The organism is Agromyces sp. H17E-10 (assembly GCF_022919715.1).
GTDB lineage: Bacteria > Actinomycetota > Actinomycetes > Actinomycetales > Microbacteriaceae > Agromyces.
This window is the reverse complement of the sequence record NZ_CP095042.1, coordinates 498,789-516,320: the sequence shown is the minus strand read 5'-3', so window position 1 is coordinate 516,320 and position 17,532 is coordinate 498,789. Positions and strand designations below refer to the sequence as shown.

Below are 17,532 nucleotides of genomic sequence, written 5' to 3'. Positions count from 1 at the left end.
TCAGAAGTGGCGGTAGCGCCCGGGCGCGAGCTCCCAGGGGTCGCGCCCGAGGAAGTCGGCGATCGCGCGGAACACGCAGCTCTCGACGAGCAGCTTCTCGTCTTTGTCCTCGCCCTCCTGCACGCGCAGGAATCGGACGATCGGCAGCCGGAAGAACACGATGCGGCGTTCGTCGTGGTACACCTTCCACCGGTCGATGTGATCGTCGTGGATCGCCTCGGCGGGAGCCTGGGCGACCTCGAAGACCACGCCCTCGAGCTCGGGCCACAGACCGCGGAGGTACGACACCGTGGTTGCGATCGTGAGCTCGAACTCGTCGAGCCGGTTCGTGAGCATCGGCAGGTGGGGGCCGGTCACCGGTGAGCGCATGCCGCGCCCGTGTCGATCGCGGGCCGACCGCCTCGGAGAGCGCGGCACGGCGACACGACGAGAGCGGGGCATACCCTCCATCGTAATGGCGGCGGTCGTCGCTACTCTTGATCTGCCATGAGACGTTGTTCGCGCACCGCATGCGCCGCCGAGGCGGTCGCGACCCTGACGTTCGACTACGCCGAATCGATGGCCGTCCTCGGTCCGCTCGCGATCGTTCGGGAGCCGCACGGGTACGACCTCTGCGCCCGGCATGCCGAGCGCACCTCGGCGCCGGTCGGCTGGCAGATCGTGCGGCATGCCTCGCTCGGTGAGGTAGGTTTCAAGGCATGAATCCCGCTGCAACGTCCGGCGCTCGCGCGCGCCTCGAAGCGATCGTGAAGGCCTACGACGTCCGCGGAATCGTCGGCGACGGGCTCACCGCCGAGACCGTCGAGGCGCTCGGCGCCGCCTTCGTCGACGAGGTCGGTGCGGCCGGCGGCAGGGTCGTGGTCGGGCACGACATGCGCGACTCGTCGCCGCCGTTCGCGACGGCCTTCGCGCGTGGCGCTGCGGCGCGCGGCGCCGACGTCGTGTCGATCGGGCTCTGCTCGACCGACGAGAGCTACTTCGCCTCGGGCTCGCTCGACGCTCCCGCGGCGATGTTCACCGCGAGCCACAACCCCGCCGCCTACAACGGCATCAAGTTCTCGCGAGCGGGTGCCCAGGGCATCTCGCTCGACACCGGGCTCGCGGCGATCCGCGATCGCGCCGCCGACTACCTCGAGGGCGGCATCCCCGCCGTCGAGGCCCCCGGCACCGTCACCGAGGCCGACGTGCTCGCCGACTACGCCGCCTACCTGCGATCGCTCGTCGACCTGTCGGCGATCCGCCCGCTCAAGATCGTCGTCGATGCGGGCAACGGCATGGGCGGCCTCACGGTGCCGGCCGTGCTCGGCGAGGCCGCCGGCCTTCCCGCGCTGCCGCTCGAGATCGTGCCCCTCTACTTCGAGCTCGACGGCAGCTTCCCGAACCACGAGGCGAACCCGCTCGAGCCCGCCAACCTCGTCGACCTGCAGCGCGCGGTCGTCGAGCACGGCGCCGACCTGGGTCTCGCGTTCGACGGCGACGCCGACCGCTGCTTCGTCGTCGACGAGCAGGGCGGCGCGGTCAGCCCCTCGGCGGTCGCGGCGATCGTCGCCCTCCGCGAGATCGCGCGCGTCACCGCCGCCGGCGAGACCGACGTCAACGTCATCCACAACCTCATCACGTCGCGCTTCGTGCCCGAGACGATCGAGGCGGCCGGGGCGAACCCCGTGCGCACGCGGGTCGGTCACTCGCTCATCAAGGATCAGATGAAGGCCACGAAGGCGGTCTTCGGCGGCGAGCACTCGGCGCACTACTACTTCCGCGACTTCTGGGGTGCCGACAACGGCATGCTCGCGGCCATGCACGTGCTCGCCGAGTTCGGTGCGCAGCAGGCGCCGCTCTCCGAGGTCGCGGCGCGGTTCACGCCGTACTCGCTCTCGGGCGAGATCAACTCGGTCGTCGACGACGTGCCGGCCGCCTACACGCGCGTCGTCGAGGCCTTCACCGGCCGCGGCGAGTTCGACGAGCTCGACGGACTGACCGTCGACGGCGTCACGGCGGGCGACGAGCCGTTCTGGTGGTTCAACGTGCGCCCTTCGAACACCGAGCCCCTCCTGCGGCTCAACGTCGAGGGCGCCGACGAGCCGACGATGGCCGCCATCCGCGACGAGGTGCTCGCGCTCATCAGGGCCGCGTAGCGCGAGCGGGGTCGGAGGTCACCCGTCGACCGACCCGCCGGCGAGCCTGCGAGAATGGTCGGCATGAGCATCGAGCCCGCCACCATCGCCCTCCCGTTCAAGGTCGCCGACCTGTCGCTCGCCGAGGCGGGGCGACACCAGCTGCGGCTCGCCGAGAACGAGATGCCCGGCCTCATGGCCCTCCGCGCCGAGTTCGGCGAGCAGAAGCCGCTCGCGGGTGCGCGCATCGCGGGCAGCCTGCACATGACCGTGCAGACCGCCGTGCTCATCGAGACGCTCGTCGCGCTCGGCGCGCAGGTGCGCTGGGCGAGCTGCAACATCTTCTCCACGCAGGACGAAGCCGCCGCGGCGGTCGTCGTGGGGCCAGACGGCACGGTCGACGAACCCAAGGGCGTGCCGGTCTACGCGTGGAAGGGCGAGACCCTCGACGAGTACTGGTGGTGCACCGACCGCATCTTCGACTGGAGTGCCGAGGCCGCGGCAGCGGGCGCCGACTGGGTCGGCCCGAACATGATCCTCGACGACGGCGGCGACGCGACCCTGCTCGTGCACAGGGGGCGCGACTTCGAGGCCGAGGGCGCCGTGCCCGAGGCATCCGCCGGCGACAGCCACGAGTACCGCGTGGTCCTCGACACGCTGCGCCGCTCGCTCGAGCTGAGCCCCGACCGCTGGACCCGCATCGCGGACGAGATCAAGGGCGTGACCGAGGAGACGACGACGGGCGTGCACCGGCTCTACGAACTGCACGCGGCCGGCGAACTGCTCTTCCCGGCGATCAACGTCAACGACTCGGTCACGAAGTCGAAGTTCGACAACAAGTACGGCATCCGCCACTCGCTGCCCGACGGGCTCAACCGCGCCACCGACGTGCTCATGGGCGGCAAGGTCGCGTTCGTCGTCGGCTACGGGGACGTCGGCAAGGGCGCGGCCGAGGCGCTGCGCGGCCAGGGTGCGCGCGTGATCGTGAGCGAGGTCGACCCCATCTGCGCACTGCAGGCGGCGATGGACGGCTACCAGGTCGCGCGCGTCGAAGACGTCGTCGGCGAGGTCGACATCTTCGTCACCTGCACCGGCAACAAGGACGTCATCCGCCTCGAGCACATGCTCGCGATGAAGCACCAGGCGATCGTCGCGAACGTCGGCCACTTCGACAACGAGATCGACATGGCCGCGCTCGAGTCGCTCGCGGGCGCCGAGAAGGTCGAGATCAAGCCGCAGGTGCACGAGTGGCGCCTGCCGTCGGGCCGCTCCATCCTCGTGCTGAGCGAGGGGCGCCTGATGAACCTCGGCAACGCGACCGGTCACCCCTCGTTCGTGATGTCGAACTCGTTCGCGAACCAGGTGCTCGCCCAGATCGAGCTGTGGACGCGCCCCGACGCGTACCCGACGGGCGTGTACGTGCTGCCGAAGCACCTCGACGAGAAGGTCGCGCGCCTGCACCTCGACTCGCTCGGTGTGCAGCTCACCACATTGAGCCCCGAGCAGGCCGCCTACATCGGCGTCTCGATCGAGGGGCCCTACAAGGTCGACCACTACCGCTACTGATCAACGCGGGGCGGATGCCTCGTCGCGGTCGTCAGCGCTCGGGGAACCCGGTCGGCCGCGACGTGAGCACGGGTGCGAGCGCGTCCATGCGCGCCTGCTCGAGCTCGAGTGCGGCCGCGTCGCGTTCGCGGCGGAGCGCGGTCACCCCGGCGAGGAACAACTCGGGCGGCGCCGCCGGTACCGGTGACACGTACGGGGCGACCTCTGCGGCGAGCGACGCCGCCACCCGGGCGCGGCTGGAGGGCACGAGGTGCTCGACGTTCGCAAAGAACGACGCGACGCGACGCGCGAGCGGGTCGGGCAGGCGTGCCACGTCGGCCGTCGTCGCCCACGCCGCGAGCGGCACGGGCACGCCGAACGCGTTCGAGGGCGGCGCCGGCACCCGCTCGACCTGCGAGTGCGTGCCCGCGAGGATGTCGCCGAGCCGCTTCGACGACGGATTGAGGAAGCCGACGAGGAGTGCGAGTCCGCCGAACGTCATGTAGATCTCGACCACGCCGACGAGCGCTCGGATGAACGCGTGCCGGAACCCGCTCGCGCCGCCGTCGTCGCGCACCACCCGCAGTCCGAGTGCGAGCTTGCCGAGCGACTTGCCGTGCGCGGCGGTCTCGACGGCGGTCGGCACGATGACGATGACGGTCACGATGCCGGCGACCATCGCGGCACGCAGCGCGGCCTCGTCGACGCCGAGGCTCGAGACGAGCCACAGCAGTCCGAGGATCAGCACGATGCTCACGAGCACGTCGATCGCGGCACCGCCCGCGCGCATGAGCACGCTCGCAGGGCGCACGTCGAGCGAGACGGCTTCGCCCGTGAGCACGCCGTCGGCGTCGAAGCGGGCGACCCGGACGGCCGTGCCCGACGGGGTCGCGGCGGTCGGGGAGGCCATGGGTAGTATTCAAGCAGATGGACCTCGAAGCCCTGGCCGCAGCCCGCCACGACGACTGGCAGCGGCTCGACGCGCTCGCGCGCGGCTCGCGCCTCTCGGGTCCCGAGACCGACGAGCTCATCGAGCGCTATCAGGCGGCGGCATCAGATCTCTCGCTCGTGAAGTCGACCGCAGGATCGACCGCGCTCGGCGACCGGCTCTCGCTGAGCCTGTCCCGGTCGCGCCTGCGGTTCACCGCGGCCCCCGAGAATCCGTTGCGCCGGCTCGGACGGTTCGTCGCACTCGACCTGCCGGCGGCGCTCTACCGGTTGCGCTGGCTCACGCTCGCCGTCGCCCTCGCGACGTTCGTGATCGCTGCACTCTACGCGTGGTGGATCATGGGCGACCCACGTGTGCTCGCGTCGCTCGGATCCGAGCGCGAGCTGCGCCAGATCGCGGAAGAGGGGTTCGTCGCCTACTACTCCGAGCACCCGGCCGGGTCGTTCGCGGGCTCCGTCTGGACGAACAACGCCTGGATCGCCGCGCAGTGCGTCGCGTTCGGCATCCTCGGCGTCTGGGTGCCGTGGGTGGTCATGCAGAACGCGCAGAACCTCGGCGTCAACGCGGCCGTCATGTTCACCTACGACGAGGCCGACACGTTCTTCCTCTACATCGCGCCGCACGGGCTGCTCGAGCTCACGTGCATCTTCATCGCGGCCGCCGCCGGCCTGCGCATCTTCTGGGCGTGGGTCGCCCCCGGCCCGCGTCCGCGCGGCGTGGCGCTCGCCGAAGACGCACGCGCCCTGTTCACGGTCGCGATCGGGCTCGTGTTCTTCCTGCTCGTCGCCGGCCTCATCGAGGGGTTCGTGACGCCCGCGCCGTGGCCGTGGGCCGTGAAGATCGGCATCGGCGCCGCCGCGCTCGCGGGGCTCCTCGTCTACATGCTCGTGGTCGGCCGCCGGGCGGCCCGAGCGGGCGTCACCGGCGACCTCGGCGAGTTCGACGCCGGCGCAACGCGCATCGTCGCGGGGTAGCCTCCGGGGTCGGAGGTCACGGCCCGGGCGGCCGGCGGTCGGCGACGTGCCACCGCTCCGCGTGTCGGATCGGAACCCTGCGGAAGAGGGCCCGACACGACGAAGGCGGATGCCTCGCCCGCACGCCGAACGGCGTGGGGAGCGGCATCCGCCTTCGCGGGTGCGCGGCCGGTGGGAGCCGGCCGCACGGGCTCACTTGGTGAGCTGGGCGGGGCGGTCGAAGAGCGCCTTGTAGATGACGCCGGCGAGCAGCGCACCGACGATCGGCGCGACGATCGACGCCCAGAGCTGGCTGAGCGCGACCGGGCCGCCGAAGATCGCGGTCGCGATCGAGCGGGCCGGGTTGAACGAGCCGTTCGACACGTTCCCCGCGACGAGCACGAGCACCGTGAGGGTGAGGCCGATCGCGAGCGGGGCGAGGTTCGACGCGGCGCGGCCGGCCGAGGTGACGCCGAGGATCACGAAGAGGAACACCGCGGTCGCGACGATCTCGGCGATGAGGAAGGACACGAGGCCGAACCCGCCGGGCGAGAGCTCGTCGTAGCCCGTCGAGACGCTCTGGAAGATCGCCATGTCGAACTTCGGTCCGGTCGAGAGGATGCCGAGCAGGACGACCGAGCCGAGGATGCCGCCGACGATCTGGGCGACGATGTAGCCGAGCGTGTCCTTCCACGCGAAGCGGCCGGCGATCGCGAGACCGAGGGTCACCGCCGGGTTGAAGTGGCCGCCCGAGATGGGGCCGAACGCGTAGATGCCGACGAGCACGGCGAGGCCGAGCGCGAAGGCGACACCGAGCAGGCCCGTGCCGGCCGACGAGAAGATCGCGGCGCCGATGACGCCGAAGACGAGGATGAACGTGCCGAGGAGTTCGGCGGTGAGCTTCTGGCCGGTCGACGGGCCGGCGACGGCTGGCGCCGGGGCGGACGTCTGTGCGGGGGCTGTGTCGGACATGTGACTGCCTTTCGGTGGAGACCGGAATCGTGGGTTCGAACGATCGGTGGACGCGGCGCACGGCCTCGACGGCGCCTCCGAGAGCGTAGCGACCCGAGCGGGCGGGGCGCGTGAACCTCGTGCGAATGTCTCGAAACGAGTCGCCGTGCGACGCGGGATCACTGCCGGTCGGTGACGTGTCCCGTCGGCGGTGCCGACCGGTGCCGGCCGGTGCGGACCGGCGCGGTTCAGAGTCGCCCCGACGCCTTCAGGTCGAGGTATCGGTCGGCGAGGGCGGGCGGCAGCTCGAGCGGCGACGCCGAGACCGTCTGCCCGCCGAGGCGGCGGATCGCGGCGGCGACGCGTTCGCCGTCGTCGAGACCGCGCTGTGCAGCACCGGCCCGGTACACCGCGTCGAGGTCGTCGCGATCACGGGTCGCGTCGATGAGCGCCGGGTCGGCGACCGATGCGACGATGACCGTGTGCCGCCCGGTGAGCTGCGGCAGCATCGAGAGCAGGCCGCGGGCGCTGCCGGGGGAGTCGGCGGCCGTGAGCAGCACGACGAGGGCCCGGCGGCTCGTCACCTGTCGCACGAGGCCCGGCACGAGCGACCAGTCCGCCTCGAGGAGCTCGGCGTCGATGCCCGCCATCGTGTCGACCATGCGGGCGAGCAGGTCGGCCCCGGTCGCGCCGTGCACGCGGCCTCGCAGCCGGCGGTCGGTCGCGAGGAAGTCGACGCGGTCACCGGCGTGCGTGGCGAGGGCGGCGAGCAGCAGGGATGCCTCGTAGGCGGTGTCGAGCCGCGGTTCGTCGGCGATCCTCGCGGCGGCCGTGCGGGAGGTGTCGGCGACGATCACGATGCGCCGGTCGCGCTCGGGGCGCCACGTGCGCACCATGAGCCTGGCGTTGCCGGGCACCTCGGGGTCGATGTGGCGGGCCGTCGCACGCCAGTCGATCGAGCGCACGTCGTCGCCGCGCACGTACTCGCGGATCGAGTCGAACTCGGTGCCCTGGCCGCGGATGAGCAGGGGCGTGCGTCCGTCGAGCTCGCGCAGTCGCGTGAGCCGCGAGGGCAGGTGCACCCGCGAGTGGAACGGCGGCAGCACCCGCACCCGTCCCGGGGCGGCGAGCGTCGCCTGCCGCGCCCAGAGCCCGAGCGGACCGTGCGAGCGGATGGTCACCTGCTCGGTGCGCCGGTCGCCGCGGCGCACGGGCACGAGGTGCAGCGTCAGCCGTCGACGCTCGCCCGGGGGCACGTCGAGCCGGGTGCGGTTCGGCCCGTCGACGCCGGCCGACGGCTCCCAGCCGTCGCGCACGATCGCCCGCAGGCGGCGCGGCCCGAGGTTCTGCACGATGAGCACCGATGCGACCGGCTCGCCGAGCCGCACCCGTTCGGGCAGTTCGCGTACGAAGGCGACCCGTCGTGGCGATGCGGCGATCGAGAGGTCGACCGCCCCGGCGCCGACCGCGACGAGCAGCCAGCCCACGAGCGCGAGCCAGGCCTCGAGGGCGCCGCTGAGCCCGGCGGCGACCACGGGGATCGCGCCGAGCGCGACGAGCACGGCGAAGCGGCCGGTCAGCGCCATGGGGTTCGCCTCCTCGAGACCGGAGTCATCGTGCCACGTGCAGTGCTCAGAGCGGCACCTGCACCTGCTGCACGATGCCGCGCAGCACCTGGTCGACCGACACGCCCTCGAGCTCGGCCTCTGGGCGCAGCTGCACGCGGTGCCGCCAGACCGGCAGCAGCATCGCCTGCAGGTGATCGGGAGTGAGCGAGTCGTGGCCGGTGAGCCAGGCCCAGGCCTTCGCTGCGGCGAGGAGACCGGTCGTTCCGCGCGGGCTCACCCCGAGCCGCATCGACGGGCTGCGCCGGGTCGCCCGGGCGAGGTCGACGAGGTAGGCGAGCACGTCGTCGGAGACGCGCACCGCCGCTGCAGCGGCTCGCGCCCGCGCGAGTTCGGCGGCGCCGAGCACGGGCTCGACTCCGGCTGCGGCGAGATCGTGCGGGTCGAACCCGTCGGCGTGGCGGCGCAGCAGCGAGATCTCGGCATCGCGCTCGGGCACGTCGAGCACGAGCTTCAGCAGGAAGCGGTCGAGCTGCGCCTCGGGCAGCGCGTACGTGCCCTCGTATTCGATCGGGTTCTGCGTCGCCGCGACCATGAACGGATCGGGCAGCGGGCGGGTGACGCCGTCGGCGGAGACCTGCCGTTCCTCCATCGCCTCGAGGAGCGCCGACTGCGTCTTCGGCGGCGTGCGGTTGATCTCGTCGGCGAGCAGGATGTTCGTGAACACCGGCCCTTCGCGGAACGCGAACTCGCCGGTGCGGGGGTCGTACGCGAGCGAGCCCGTCACGTCGCCCGGCATGAGGTCGGGCGTGAACTGCAGGCGTCGCGTGTCGAGCCGCAGGGTTCGGCTGAGCGTGCGCACGAGCAGCGTCTTCGCAACGCCGGGCACGCCCTCGAGCAGCACGTGCCCGCGCGTGAGGAGCGCGATGATGAGGCCGGTGACGGCGCCCTCCTGGCCGACGACGGCCTTGCCGACCTCGGTGCGCACGCGGCCCAGCGCGGCGCGCAGCTCGGCGTCGGGGCCCGCGGGGGCGGTCGTGGGCGCCGTGCCGGGCGCAGCTGGCGCCGGGCCGGGGCCGGTCGCCGAGGGTGCCGGCGTCGTCGGCACGGCGGCCGCGGGTGGCGGCTCCGTGCCGCCGGGCCTCGGGTCGTTCGCGATCGGGTCGGTCATGGTCGCCTTCCTGGTCGGGTCTCGGGTGAGAGTGTGGCACGGACGTCGTCCTCGAGCTCGGTCAGCTCGCCCGCGAGCCGCACGAGCTCGGCGTCGCCGCCCGGAACATCGTCGACGAGCAGCCGTCGCACAGCGACGGGATCCCGCCCCGTGGTCGCGGCGGCCGCCTCGGCGAGTTGCTCGACGTCGAGCCCTCGTGGCAACCGGAGGGTCTCCGCGAGCCGGCCGATCGTGCCGATGCGCAACTGGTCGAGGGCGTGCGCCCGTGCGGCGTTGCGTGCGTAGAGCCGGGCGCGCCCCTCGCTCGTCTCGCCGGCCGGCACGTGCACCGGGAGGTTCTCGGCGACGAGCGGGCCGAATCGGCGGCCTTGCCAGATGCCGGTGACGATGGTGACGACGACGGCGAGGGCGAGCACCGGCGAGACCCAGCCGGGCGTGAGCTCGGCGATGGTCGGCGCCGCCTCGGTCTCGGCGTCGGTCGGGCCGGGCAGGTACCAGACGAGACGATCGGATGCCCCGGTCAGTCCGACCGCGAGCGCTGCATTGCCGCGCTCGGTGATGCGGCCGTTCTCGAACGATGTAGTGGCTCCGACGAGCGCGACCTCGCCGCCGCGCGACTCGCCGGTCACCACCGCGTACCCGTGGTCGCCGTCGCGGAAGCAGCCCAGCCAGCCATCGGCCGCGGCATCCTCGTCGACGTTGAAGAGCCGTTGGTCGTCGGAGAGTGAACCTGCGCGCACGGCGGTGGGCACGTCGCACGCGACGTCGTCGATGGGCCCACCCGCGACGCCCGCGAGGCGGACGCCCGGCGCGAGCGACTCGAGCGCCGTGAAGTCGGGCGCGACGACGACGAGACGGTCGGCGTAGAGGCCGAGCTTCGAGTACCGGTCGGTCGAGAGCACTCCGAGCTCGTCGTAGACGAGCACCGTTGCCCCGGTCTTCGCCTCCTCGAGTGCACGTTCGTAGGTCGCCGCGACGGTCGTCTCGACGCCGTGGCCGGCGAGTACCGCGACGAGCGCCTTCGCCCCCTCGGGTGCAGGGTTCTCGGCACCGAGTCGCGGTCCTCCGCCGCGGGCGGTGCCGCCGATCAGCGCGATCGCGAGCACGCCGAGCACGACCAGCGCGGCGAAGACGATCCAGATCCGTCGACGACGGAGCGTCGCGCGGATGGTGGGCGTGACCGCCGGTGCCGCGGTGGTCGCGGACCCGCCGACGACCGACGCCGGGGGAGCGCTCATCGGACGGCCTCCGCCTCGACGTCGGGGGCGCCGGCCGGGCGTGCGTCGACGATGCGCTGCTCGAGCCGGGTGAGCTCGTCGTAGACGACGACGTCGCCCGTGCCGCCCGAGTACCGCACGTCGTCGAAGGCCGCCGCCGCTGTGGCCAGCGAATCCCGTTCCGAGGGGAACGGGCGGGCCGCGGCAACCGCGAACCCCCTGGCCGTCGTGCCCGGATGCACCTGCACGAGTTCGCGGTCGACGACCCCGCGCACGAGTGCGCGGAATCGCTCCTCGATCGCGAGCGGCCAGTCGCCGACCCGGGCGGCGGTCTCGGCAGCCGCGCGGATCGCAGCGAGATCGCGGACATCGTGGTCGTCGAAGAGCGGCACGGCCGAGCGTCGGGCCCGCCGCAGGCGCGGCGCGCCGAAGACGAGGAACGCGACGACGACCAGTGCGACCACGACGAGCACGACGATAAGCGTGACGATCGGTCCGGGCACGCCGCCGGCCCCACGGAAGAGATCGGCGATCCAGTCGCCGACCGCCTGCATCGCGAGATCGAAGGCCGTCGGCTTGGCGTTCTGGTACTCGGGCTTCAGCAGTTCGTCCTCGAGCCACCGACGCGCCTCGGGCGCGTCGGGGTCGAGCGGGGGCACGGCGCGCACGATCAGCGGGGCGTCCACGTCTCGCCGCCGGTCGCGTCGGGCACCGGGCCGGGGGCAGCCCAGGTCGCCGCGGCCGGCGGCGGCGCGTACGGGTCGCCAACCGGGCGACCGGCGTCGCGCTCTTCGACGTGCCGGGTGAGCTCGAGGTCGAGGCCCTCGCGTCGCATGCGCAGGTCGATGTAGATGACGGCGACGAGCGCCGACTGCACGACCGACGTGATCGCCCCGATCACGATCGTGAGGACGACCGTGATCACGAGCGTGGCGATCGTGATCCCGATCGCGGCGCCGCTGCCCGTCGGGTCGATGACGGCCGCGATCATCGTGCCGACCAGCGACACCGGCTGCGTGACCACCTGCCCGGCGAACGAGAGGATGACGGCCACGAGCAGCAGCGTGCCGAAGGTCCGCCAGAAGAAGCCGGCGGTGAGACGCCACGAGCGGCGCACGGCCTCGCCGATGCCGGCGTGCTCGAGCACGATCGCGCTCGGCACGACCGCGAGCTTGGTCATGAGCCAGGCGGCGAGCGCGACGAACCCGAGCGAACCAACGAGGCCGATGATGATCGCTGCGACGGCTCCGGCGGGTCCGCCGGCGACGGCCGTACCGGCGACGGCCGCGAGCGCGATCACCGCGACGAAGCCGACGACGCCGACGAGCAGCGCGCCCGTGATGATCGCGGTCCAGCCGAGCAGCGGGCCGATCCGACGGGCGGCGCGCCGCCAGAGCGCACCGAAGGCGAGCCGCTCACCGAGGGTGCCGGTGGCGACCTCGACCACCATGACGCCCTGCAGGAACGCGCTCGCGACGAGCGAGACGGCGATCGGCACCAGCATGAGCAGGAGGAGGGCGCCGATGCCGCCGGCGGCGACCGCATCGACGTCGTCGGTCGTCGCGCTCTCGATGCGGCCGAAGATGAGCACCATGAACGGCACGAACACCGCGAGCGTCGCCACGGTCGTGACGAGCTGCACGACGAGCCCCGATCCGAATGTCGCCGCGGGATTGCGCCGGAGCGTCTGGAAGGGCGCCCACAGGAGCGTGCCGAAACCGAGGGGCCGCAAGGGCAGGAGCCCCGGCTTCGGCGGCGGTGCCCAGCCGGGCGTCGGCTGCGAGCCGCCGACGGGCGGCGGGTACTGCGCGGTGCCGGGGGAGGCGGGTGGCGGGTACTGCGCGGTGCCGGGGGAGGCGGGCGGCGGGTACTGCACGGTGCCGGGGTAGGCGGGCGGCGGATACTGCGCGGGGCCGGGAGATGTGGGCGGGGGATACCCGCCAGCGGAGGGCACGTCGTTCGACGGGCCGGTTGGCGCAGCGCCGTTCGCGCCACCGGGCGCCTGCCAGTCCTGGTCCGACACGTCTCCGCGCTCCTTCCGGCGTGCTGACCCCCATGCTCGCACATTCGGCCGCTGCGCACGCCCGACCGGTTACGCTGGGGAAACCGGATTCCGCCGAGCCATCGGCTGCTGACAGGAACGAACGGGATGACTCCACGCGTACTCGTCGTCGACGACGACACGGCCCTCGCCGAGATGATCGGCATCGTGCTGCGCACCGAGGGCTTCGAGCCCGTCTTCTGCGCCGACGGGGCCGCCGCGCTCGCCGCGTTCCGCGAGCACAAGCCCGACCTGGTGCTGCTCGATCTCATGCTCCCCGGCATGGACGGCATCGAAGTGTGCGGGCGCATCCGCGCCGAGTCGGGCACGCCGATCATCATGCTCACCGCCAAGAGCGACACGGCCGACGTCGTCAAGGGCCTCGAGACCGGCGCCGACGACTACATGGTGAAGCCGTTCAACCCGAAGGAACTGGTGGCCCGCATCCGCACGCGGCTGCGACCCGCGCCCGAACCGGCCTCGGCCACGTTGCCGATCGGCGACCTCGTCATCGACGCCGCGGGGCACGAGGTGCGGCGCGGCGATGCGCGCATCAACCTCACCCCGCTCGAGTTCGACCTGCTGCTCACGCTCGCCTCGAAGCCGCAGCAGGTGTTCACCCGCGAGATGCTGCTCGAACAGGTCTGGGGCTACCACTACAAGGCCGACACGCGGCTCGTGAACGTGCACGTGCAGCGCCTGCGCGCGAAGGTCGAGCACGACCCCGACAACCCGCGAATCGTGATGACGGTCCGGGGTGTCGGCTACCGCGCCGGCGCGACCACCTGAGGCCGGCGAGGGCCGATGACGCAGGCCGAAGCCGCGGCGACGCCGTTCGCCGGATCGTGGCGCGAGCAGCCCCGGCGTCTCGCGGCGCTGTGGCGACGGTCGCTGCAGTTCCGGACGGTCGCGATCACGCTCGCCCTGTCGTCGCTCGCGATCTTCGTGATCGGCCTCTACATCTCGTTCAGCGTCGCGTCGGGTCTGTTCCAGAACCAGCTCGATGCGGCGCTCGGCGCCTCGAACAAGGCGACCACCGCGGCGCAGCAGGTGCTCAACGCCTCCGACGCGAGCGACCGTGCGTCGCTGCAGGCGCTCATGAGCTCGACCGTTCGCACGGTGACGTCGGTGTCGGGGTCGAACCTCATCGCCTACTTCCGCGTCGACGACGAGCAGGACCGGGCGGCTCCGCCCGACCGCGGCGATCCCGCACTCACGAGGGTGATCACGGATGAGCTGAAGCAACGGGTCAAGGACAATCCCGAGGGCCAGTTCTGGCAGTCGGTCGAGTTCGAGACCGAGGCCGGGGGCGGGGACCCGGGCGTCGTCGTCGGATCGACCATCACGGTTCCCCAGGCCGGCCGCTACGGCCTGTACATCGGTTACGACTTCGCCGACGCGCAGGAGACGCTCGCATTCATGCAGACGGTCGGCACGATCGGCGCCATCGCCCTGATCGCCCTGCTCAGCGCGATCACGCTGCTCGTCGTGCGCTGGGTGATCGAGCCGATCCGCACGGCAGCCGCGACGAGTCGCCGGCTCGCGGCGGGCGACCTCGGCGTGCGCATGCCGTCGAAGGGCGAGGACGAGCTCGCGACCCTCGCGGCGTCGTTCAACGGCATGGCCGACAGCCTGCAGGCGCGCATCCGCGAACTCGCCGAGCTCTCGGTCATGCAGCAGCGCTTCGTCTCCGACGTCTCGCACGAGCTGCGCACGCCGCTCACGACGATCCGCCTCGCCGGCGATGTGCTGTACGGGCAACGTGAGGACTTCGCCGGACCGACGTCCCGCACCGTCGAGCTGCTGCACACGCAGACCGACCGCTTCGAGACGCTCCTCGCCGACCTGCTCGAGATCAGTCGCTACGACGCCGGCTCGGTCGAGCTCGCGACCGAGCCGACGAACCTCGTGCATCTCGCCGGCGACGCGATCGAGTCGATGCACGAGCTCGCCCGTGAACGCGGTTCGGAGCTCCGGCTGGTCGCGCCCGGCGGACATCTCGACGCCGACGTCGACCCCCGCCGGATCCGCCGTATCGTGCGCAACCTGCTCGGAAACGCGATCGAGCACGGCGAAGGCCGCCCGATCGTCGTCGCCGTCGACAGCAACGAGTCGGCGATCGCGCTCTCCGTGCGCGACTACGGGCTCGGCATGACCGAGGAGGAGAGCGCTCGCGTGTTCGACCGGTTCTGGCGTGCCGACCCCAGCCGCACCCGCACCATCGGCGGCACCGGGCTCGGCCTCGCGATCTCCCTCGAGGACGCGGTCTCGCACGGTGGCATGCTCGACGTGTGGTCGCGGCCCGGCGTCGGCAGTGTCTTCCGGCTGACGCTCCCGCGCACGCGTGACGTCGAGGCCGTCGTGTCGCCCCTGCCTCTCGAGCCAGACGACGTCGGTGCCGTCGGCCCGCCGCCGACGGGCGTCGTCGCCGCGATCGACCTGGATGCCTCGGAGGGAGGTCGGCCCGATGCGTAGACGCCCGCTCGCGGCATCCCTCGCCGTGCTGGTCGCAGCCCTCCTGACCGGCTGCGTCGCCCTACCCACGTCGGGGCCCGTCGGCGTCGGCCACCCCGACCCGGTCGAGGAGTCGCTGGAGCTCGACACCTTCGTGCGTTCGCCGCAGCCGGGCGATTCCCCGGAGGACATCGTGCAGGGGTTCATCGATGCAGCGGCGAGCCCTCGCGGCAACTACGCGGCGGCGCAGCAGTATCTGACCGAAGAGTTCCAAGACGAATGGCGTCCTGACGCGCGCGCGACGATCGACGTGCGCGCCGACCGGGTGTTCGAAGCGCCGAAGACGCTCTCCGACGACGCGACCGAGACGCAGGTCCAGGTCGCCACGACGCCGGTTGCGGCGCTCACGGACGTCGGACAGTACGAACAGCCCGAGTCGACCGCTGAGGCGAAGCTGCCCTACCGTCTCGTCACGGTGGACGGCGAGTGGCGGATTGCCGAGGCGCCGCAGGGCCTCCTCGTCGACGAGCTCACGTTCGGAGAGGTGTACCGCTCGTACGAGCTGTACTTCTACTCGCTCGACTATCGCTACCTGGTGCCCGATCTGCGCTGGTTCGCGCGGACCGACGCCGTACAGACGAACGTGGTCCGCGCGCTGCTGGGCGGGCCGGGCGACTGGCTCGCGGCCGGCGTCGCGACGGCGTTCCCCGAAGGCACGGCGCTCGAACAGAGTTCGGTGCCGATTGCGAACGGCACGGCGAGCGTCGACCTCTCGGGGGCGCAGTTCGACGACACCCGCACACTGCAGCGCATGCAGGCGCAGCTCGACGAGAGCCTCGTCGGACAGGTGCGCAACGTCGATTCGGTCGCGCTCTCGATCGACGGCGCGGCGCAGGATCCTCCGCCCCTTGCCGATCCGCCGATCCAGAACCCCGCCGTCGATCCGCGGCCGGTCGTCTACGACGGCGAGACGTTCGGATACCTGGCCGCGTCGAACGATGAGGTCCAGCCCATCGAGGGCGTCTCGGAGCAGGTCGCGGCCCTCGCGCCGACCGGCGCCGCAGTCGGTGCCGGGGGCACGTCCGTCGCGGTACGCAGTGAGATCGGCGTCTCGATCGTGCGGTCGGGAGACGACCCGGTCACCCTCGATCCCCGTGCGGGGTCGTCGCTGATCGTGCCGGCCATCGACCCGCAGGGGGTCGTCTGGTCGGTGCCGACGGCGGCGCCCGGCGAACTCGTCGCCTACCCGCCCGAGGGCGACCCGATCCCGATGGCCGTGCCGTGGATCGGATCGACGATCTCGTCGCTGGAGGTCTCCCGCGACGGCACCCGCATCATCGCCCTGCTGGGCGACGGCACGCGCGCGAGATTCGTGGCTGCGTCGATCGAACGCGATGCGGACGGCGTTCCGATCGGCCTCGGAAAGGTCGCGCTCGCCCTCACGAGCGTGTCGGGCGCTCCACGCGACGTCGCCTGGCTCGATGCGAACCGGGTCGCGGCACTCGTCGAGATGCCGGGCGGCGACACACGGGTGCTCGTGCAGGAGATCGGGGGTGTTCCCGATGACGAGGCCGGGCCTGCGGACGGCAGGATGCTCGATGCCGGCAACGGCGAACGCAGCCTGCGCGTGCTCACGGCCGAGGGGGCGCTCGAGGTCCCGAGCGGCGTGACGTGGCAGGAGCGGGCGAGCGGCTTCTCGTTCGTCTCGGTGCAGATGCCGGGCTGATCCGACCCGTCCTCCCCAGCCCGTGTTCGATGGGCACGTGCGCGTGGTACGCAGGCATCGACTGCGCGGTCGGCGCCGCTGCGCGAGCCTTGGTGCATGGCGGATCGACTCGGCGCCCTCGACAGGCTCGGCGCAATGGGCGCGCTCCGCGCGCTCGCTCGCGACGCGGTGCTCGACGCGCTCGCGGTGCTCGCGCCCGTCACGTGCGCCGGATGCGGCGGGCACGACCGCGCCGTGTGCGACGGGTGTCGGTCGGCGCTCGCGGCAGTGCCGCGCGTCGTGCATCGCGACGGCCCCGACGGCCGGTTCGCCGTGCATGCGGCACTCGAATACGCGGGCGTCGCGGCAGCGGCGATCGGCGCCTTCAAGGACGGCGGTCGCACCGATGCGGCCTCCGTGCTCGCGGCGTCGCTCGGCGCTGCGATCGGTGCGGCGCTCGCGATGAGCCGGCTCGGACCCGTCCCGGTCGAACTCGCCGTCGTGCCGTCGACCGCCCGGGCGATGCGGGAGCGCGGCTACGCCCCGGTCGAGCTGCTGCTCGCCCGCAGCCGTCTGCGGCCGGCCCGGGTCCTGCGCCTCGCACGCGAGCGCGTCGACCAGGCGGGGCTCGGCGTCGACGCCCGTCGTGCGAACGCCGCGGGCGGACTCGTCGCCGTCGCGCCGCTCGCCGGGCGACGGTTCCTGCTCGTCGACGACATCGTGACCACCGGTTCGACGCTGGCCGACGCGGCACGTGCACTGCACGCGGCGGGCGCGTCCACGGCCGGCGCCGCAGTGCTCGCGGAGACTCCGCTGCGGCGTGCTTCGGCTCTCGGCGAACTCGACGGAAACACTCCGTGACTTTGC

Annotated in this window: 16 protein-coding genes; 8 read left to right on the top strand and 8 right to left on the bottom strand. The window is 72.4% G+C overall.

From position 1 onward, the window contains the following. Nucleotides 1–357, bottom strand: a complete 357-nt coding sequence (locus MUN74_RS02435) for a hypothetical protein (RefSeq protein ID WP_244854786.1) — start codon at nucleotides 355–357, stop codon at nucleotides 1–3. A gap of 129 nt (nucleotides 358–486) precedes the next feature. On the opposite strand from MUN74_RS02435, the gene MUN74_RS02430 reads away from it, so the two are divergent. The 3 genes from MUN74_RS02430 to ahcY all read left to right on the top strand — a co-directional run bounded on the left by MUN74_RS02430 (nucleotide 487) and on the right by ahcY (nucleotide 3,680). After that, the gene (locus MUN74_RS02430; RefSeq protein WP_244854785.1) at nucleotides 487–702 is read left to right on the top strand and encodes a DUF3499 family protein; all 216 of its coding nucleotides are present in this window, start codon (nucleotides 487–489) and stop codon (nucleotides 700–702) included. Next, nucleotides 699–2,135: a phosphomannomutase/phosphoglucomutase gene (locus MUN74_RS02425; protein WP_244854784.1), complete on the top strand. Its 1,437-nt coding sequence runs from the start codon at nucleotides 699–701 to the stop codon at nucleotides 2,133–2,135. The genes MUN74_RS02430 and MUN74_RS02425 overlap by 4 nt, the downstream gene beginning before the upstream one ends. 63 nt (nucleotides 2,136–2,198) lie before the next feature. Then, nucleotides 2,199–3,680 (top strand): adenosylhomocysteinase, encoded by a 1,482-nt coding sequence (gene ahcY / locus MUN74_RS02420; protein ID WP_244854783.1) that lies wholly within the window; start codon nucleotides 2,199–2,201, stop codon nucleotides 3,678–3,680. Nucleotides 3,681–3,711: 31 nt separating this feature from the next. On the opposite strand, the gene MUN74_RS02415 is transcribed toward ahcY, so the two are convergent. Next, nucleotides 3,712–4,569, bottom strand: a complete 858-nt coding sequence (locus MUN74_RS02415; protein WP_244854782.1) for an RDD family protein — start codon at nucleotides 4,567–4,569, stop codon at nucleotides 3,712–3,714. Between the two features lie 17 nt (nucleotides 4,570–4,586). Here MUN74_RS02415 and MUN74_RS02410 point away from each other — a divergent pair, with 17 nt between their 5' ends. After that, nucleotides 4,587–5,582, top strand: coding sequence for a stage II sporulation protein M (locus MUN74_RS02410; protein WP_244854781.1), 996 nt, complete (start codon nucleotides 4,587–4,589; stop codon nucleotides 5,580–5,582). 192 nt (nucleotides 5,583–5,774) lie between these two features. On the opposite strand, the gene MUN74_RS02405 is transcribed toward MUN74_RS02410, so the two are convergent. The 6 genes from MUN74_RS02405 to MUN74_RS02380 all read right to left on the bottom strand — a co-directional run bounded on the left by MUN74_RS02405 (nucleotide 5,775) and on the right by MUN74_RS02380 (nucleotide 12,488). Further along, a complete protein-coding gene (locus MUN74_RS02405; protein ID WP_244854780.1) occupies nucleotides 5,775–6,533 on the bottom strand; it encodes an aquaporin in 759 nt (252 codons plus the stop codon). 227 nt (nucleotides 6,534–6,760) lie between these two features. Beyond that, the gene (locus tag MUN74_RS02400) at nucleotides 6,761–8,098 is read right to left on the bottom strand and encodes a DUF58 domain-containing protein (RefSeq protein WP_244854779.1); all 1,338 of its coding nucleotides are present in this window, start codon (nucleotides 8,096–8,098) and stop codon (nucleotides 6,761–6,763) included. Nucleotides 8,099–8,144: 46 nt separating this feature from the next. Next, nucleotides 8,145–9,248, bottom strand: a complete 1,104-nt coding sequence (locus tag MUN74_RS02395) for an AAA family ATPase (protein ID WP_244854778.1) — start codon at nucleotides 9,246–9,248, stop codon at nucleotides 8,145–8,147. Beyond that, complete coding sequence (locus tag MUN74_RS02390) at nucleotides 9,245–10,486, bottom strand: DUF4350 domain-containing protein (protein ID WP_244854777.1); 1,242 nt, start codon at nucleotides 10,484–10,486, stop codon at nucleotides 9,245–9,247. Before MUN74_RS02390 ends, MUN74_RS02395 begins: the two co-directional genes overlap by 4 nt. After that, a complete protein-coding gene (locus tag MUN74_RS02385) occupies nucleotides 10,483–11,151 on the bottom strand; it encodes a DUF4129 domain-containing protein (protein WP_244854776.1) in 669 nt (222 codons plus the stop codon). The genes MUN74_RS02390 and MUN74_RS02385 overlap by 4 nt, the downstream gene beginning before the upstream one ends. Then, on the bottom strand, nucleotides 11,136–12,488 hold the full coding sequence (locus MUN74_RS02380) for a DUF7847 domain-containing protein (protein WP_244854775.1): 1,353 nt from the start codon (nucleotides 12,486–12,488) through the stop codon (nucleotides 11,136–11,138). Before MUN74_RS02380 ends, MUN74_RS02385 begins: the two co-directional genes overlap by 16 nt. A gap of 126 nt (nucleotides 12,489–12,614) precedes the next feature. Here MUN74_RS02380 and mtrA point away from each other — a divergent pair, with 126 nt between their 5' ends. From mtrA to MUN74_RS02360, 4 genes are all read left to right on the top strand, one after another. Further along, nucleotides 12,615–13,295, top strand: a complete 681-nt coding sequence (mtrA, locus tag MUN74_RS02375; protein ID WP_244854774.1) for an MtrAB system response regulator MtrA — start codon at nucleotides 12,615–12,617, stop codon at nucleotides 13,293–13,295. Nucleotides 13,296–13,310: 15 nt separating this feature from the next. Then, nucleotides 13,311–14,981: an MtrAB system histidine kinase MtrB gene (gene mtrB, locus MUN74_RS02370; RefSeq protein ID WP_244854773.1), complete on the top strand. Its 1,671-nt coding sequence runs from the start codon at nucleotides 13,311–13,313 to the stop codon at nucleotides 14,979–14,981. Beyond that, nucleotides 14,974–16,686, top strand: coding sequence for an LpqB family beta-propeller domain-containing protein (locus MUN74_RS02365; protein ID WP_244854772.1), 1,713 nt, complete (start codon nucleotides 14,974–14,976; stop codon nucleotides 16,684–16,686). Before mtrB ends, MUN74_RS02365 begins: the two co-directional genes overlap by 8 nt. 96 nt (nucleotides 16,687–16,782) lie before the next feature. Continuing rightward, entirely contained in the window at nucleotides 16,783–17,526 is a 744-nt protein-coding gene (locus tag MUN74_RS02360; protein WP_244854771.1) for a ComF family protein, read from the top strand. Nucleotides 17,527–17,532: the final 6 nt, after the last annotated feature.

Coding starts and splice junctions, on each gene's coding strand:
- MUN74_RS02430 (WP_244854785.1), top strand. CDS start 487: ATGAGACGTTGTTCGCGCACCGCATGCGCCGCCGAGGCGGTCGCGACC.
- MUN74_RS02425 (WP_244854784.1), top strand. CDS start 699: ATGAATCCCGCTGCAACGTCCGGCGCTCGCGCGCGCCTCGAAGCGATC.
- ahcY (WP_244854783.1), top strand. CDS start 2,199: ATGAGCATCGAGCCCGCCACCATCGCCCTCCCGTTCAAGGTCGCCGAC.
- MUN74_RS02415 (WP_244854782.1), bottom strand. CDS start 4,569: ATGGCCTCCCCGACCGCCGCGACCCCGTCGGGCACGGCCGTCCGGGTC.
- MUN74_RS02410 (WP_244854781.1), top strand. CDS start 4,587: ATGGACCTCGAAGCCCTGGCCGCAGCCCGCCACGACGACTGGCAGCGG.
- MUN74_RS02405 (WP_244854780.1), bottom strand. CDS start 6,533: ATGTCCGACACAGCCCCCGCACAGACGTCCGCCCCGGCGCCAGCCGTC.
- MUN74_RS02400 (WP_244854779.1), bottom strand. CDS start 8,098: ATGGCGCTGACCGGCCGCTTCGCCGTGCTCGTCGCGCTCGGCGCGATC.
- MUN74_RS02395 (WP_244854778.1), bottom strand. CDS start 9,248: ATGACCGACCCGATCGCGAACGACCCGAGGCCCGGCGGCACGGAGCCG.
- MUN74_RS02390 (WP_244854777.1), bottom strand. CDS start 10,486: ATGAGCGCTCCCCCGGCGTCGGTCGTCGGCGGGTCCGCGACCACCGCG.
- mtrA (WP_244854774.1), top strand. CDS start 12,615: ATGACTCCACGCGTACTCGTCGTCGACGACGACACGGCCCTCGCCGAG.
- mtrB (WP_244854773.1), top strand. CDS start 13,311: ATGACGCAGGCCGAAGCCGCGGCGACGCCGTTCGCCGGATCGTGGCGC.
- MUN74_RS02365 (WP_244854772.1), top strand. CDS start 14,974: ATGCGTAGACGCCCGCTCGCGGCATCCCTCGCCGTGCTGGTCGCAGCC.
- MUN74_RS02360 (WP_244854771.1), top strand. CDS start 16,783: ATGGCGGATCGACTCGGCGCCCTCGACAGGCTCGGCGCAATGGGCGCG.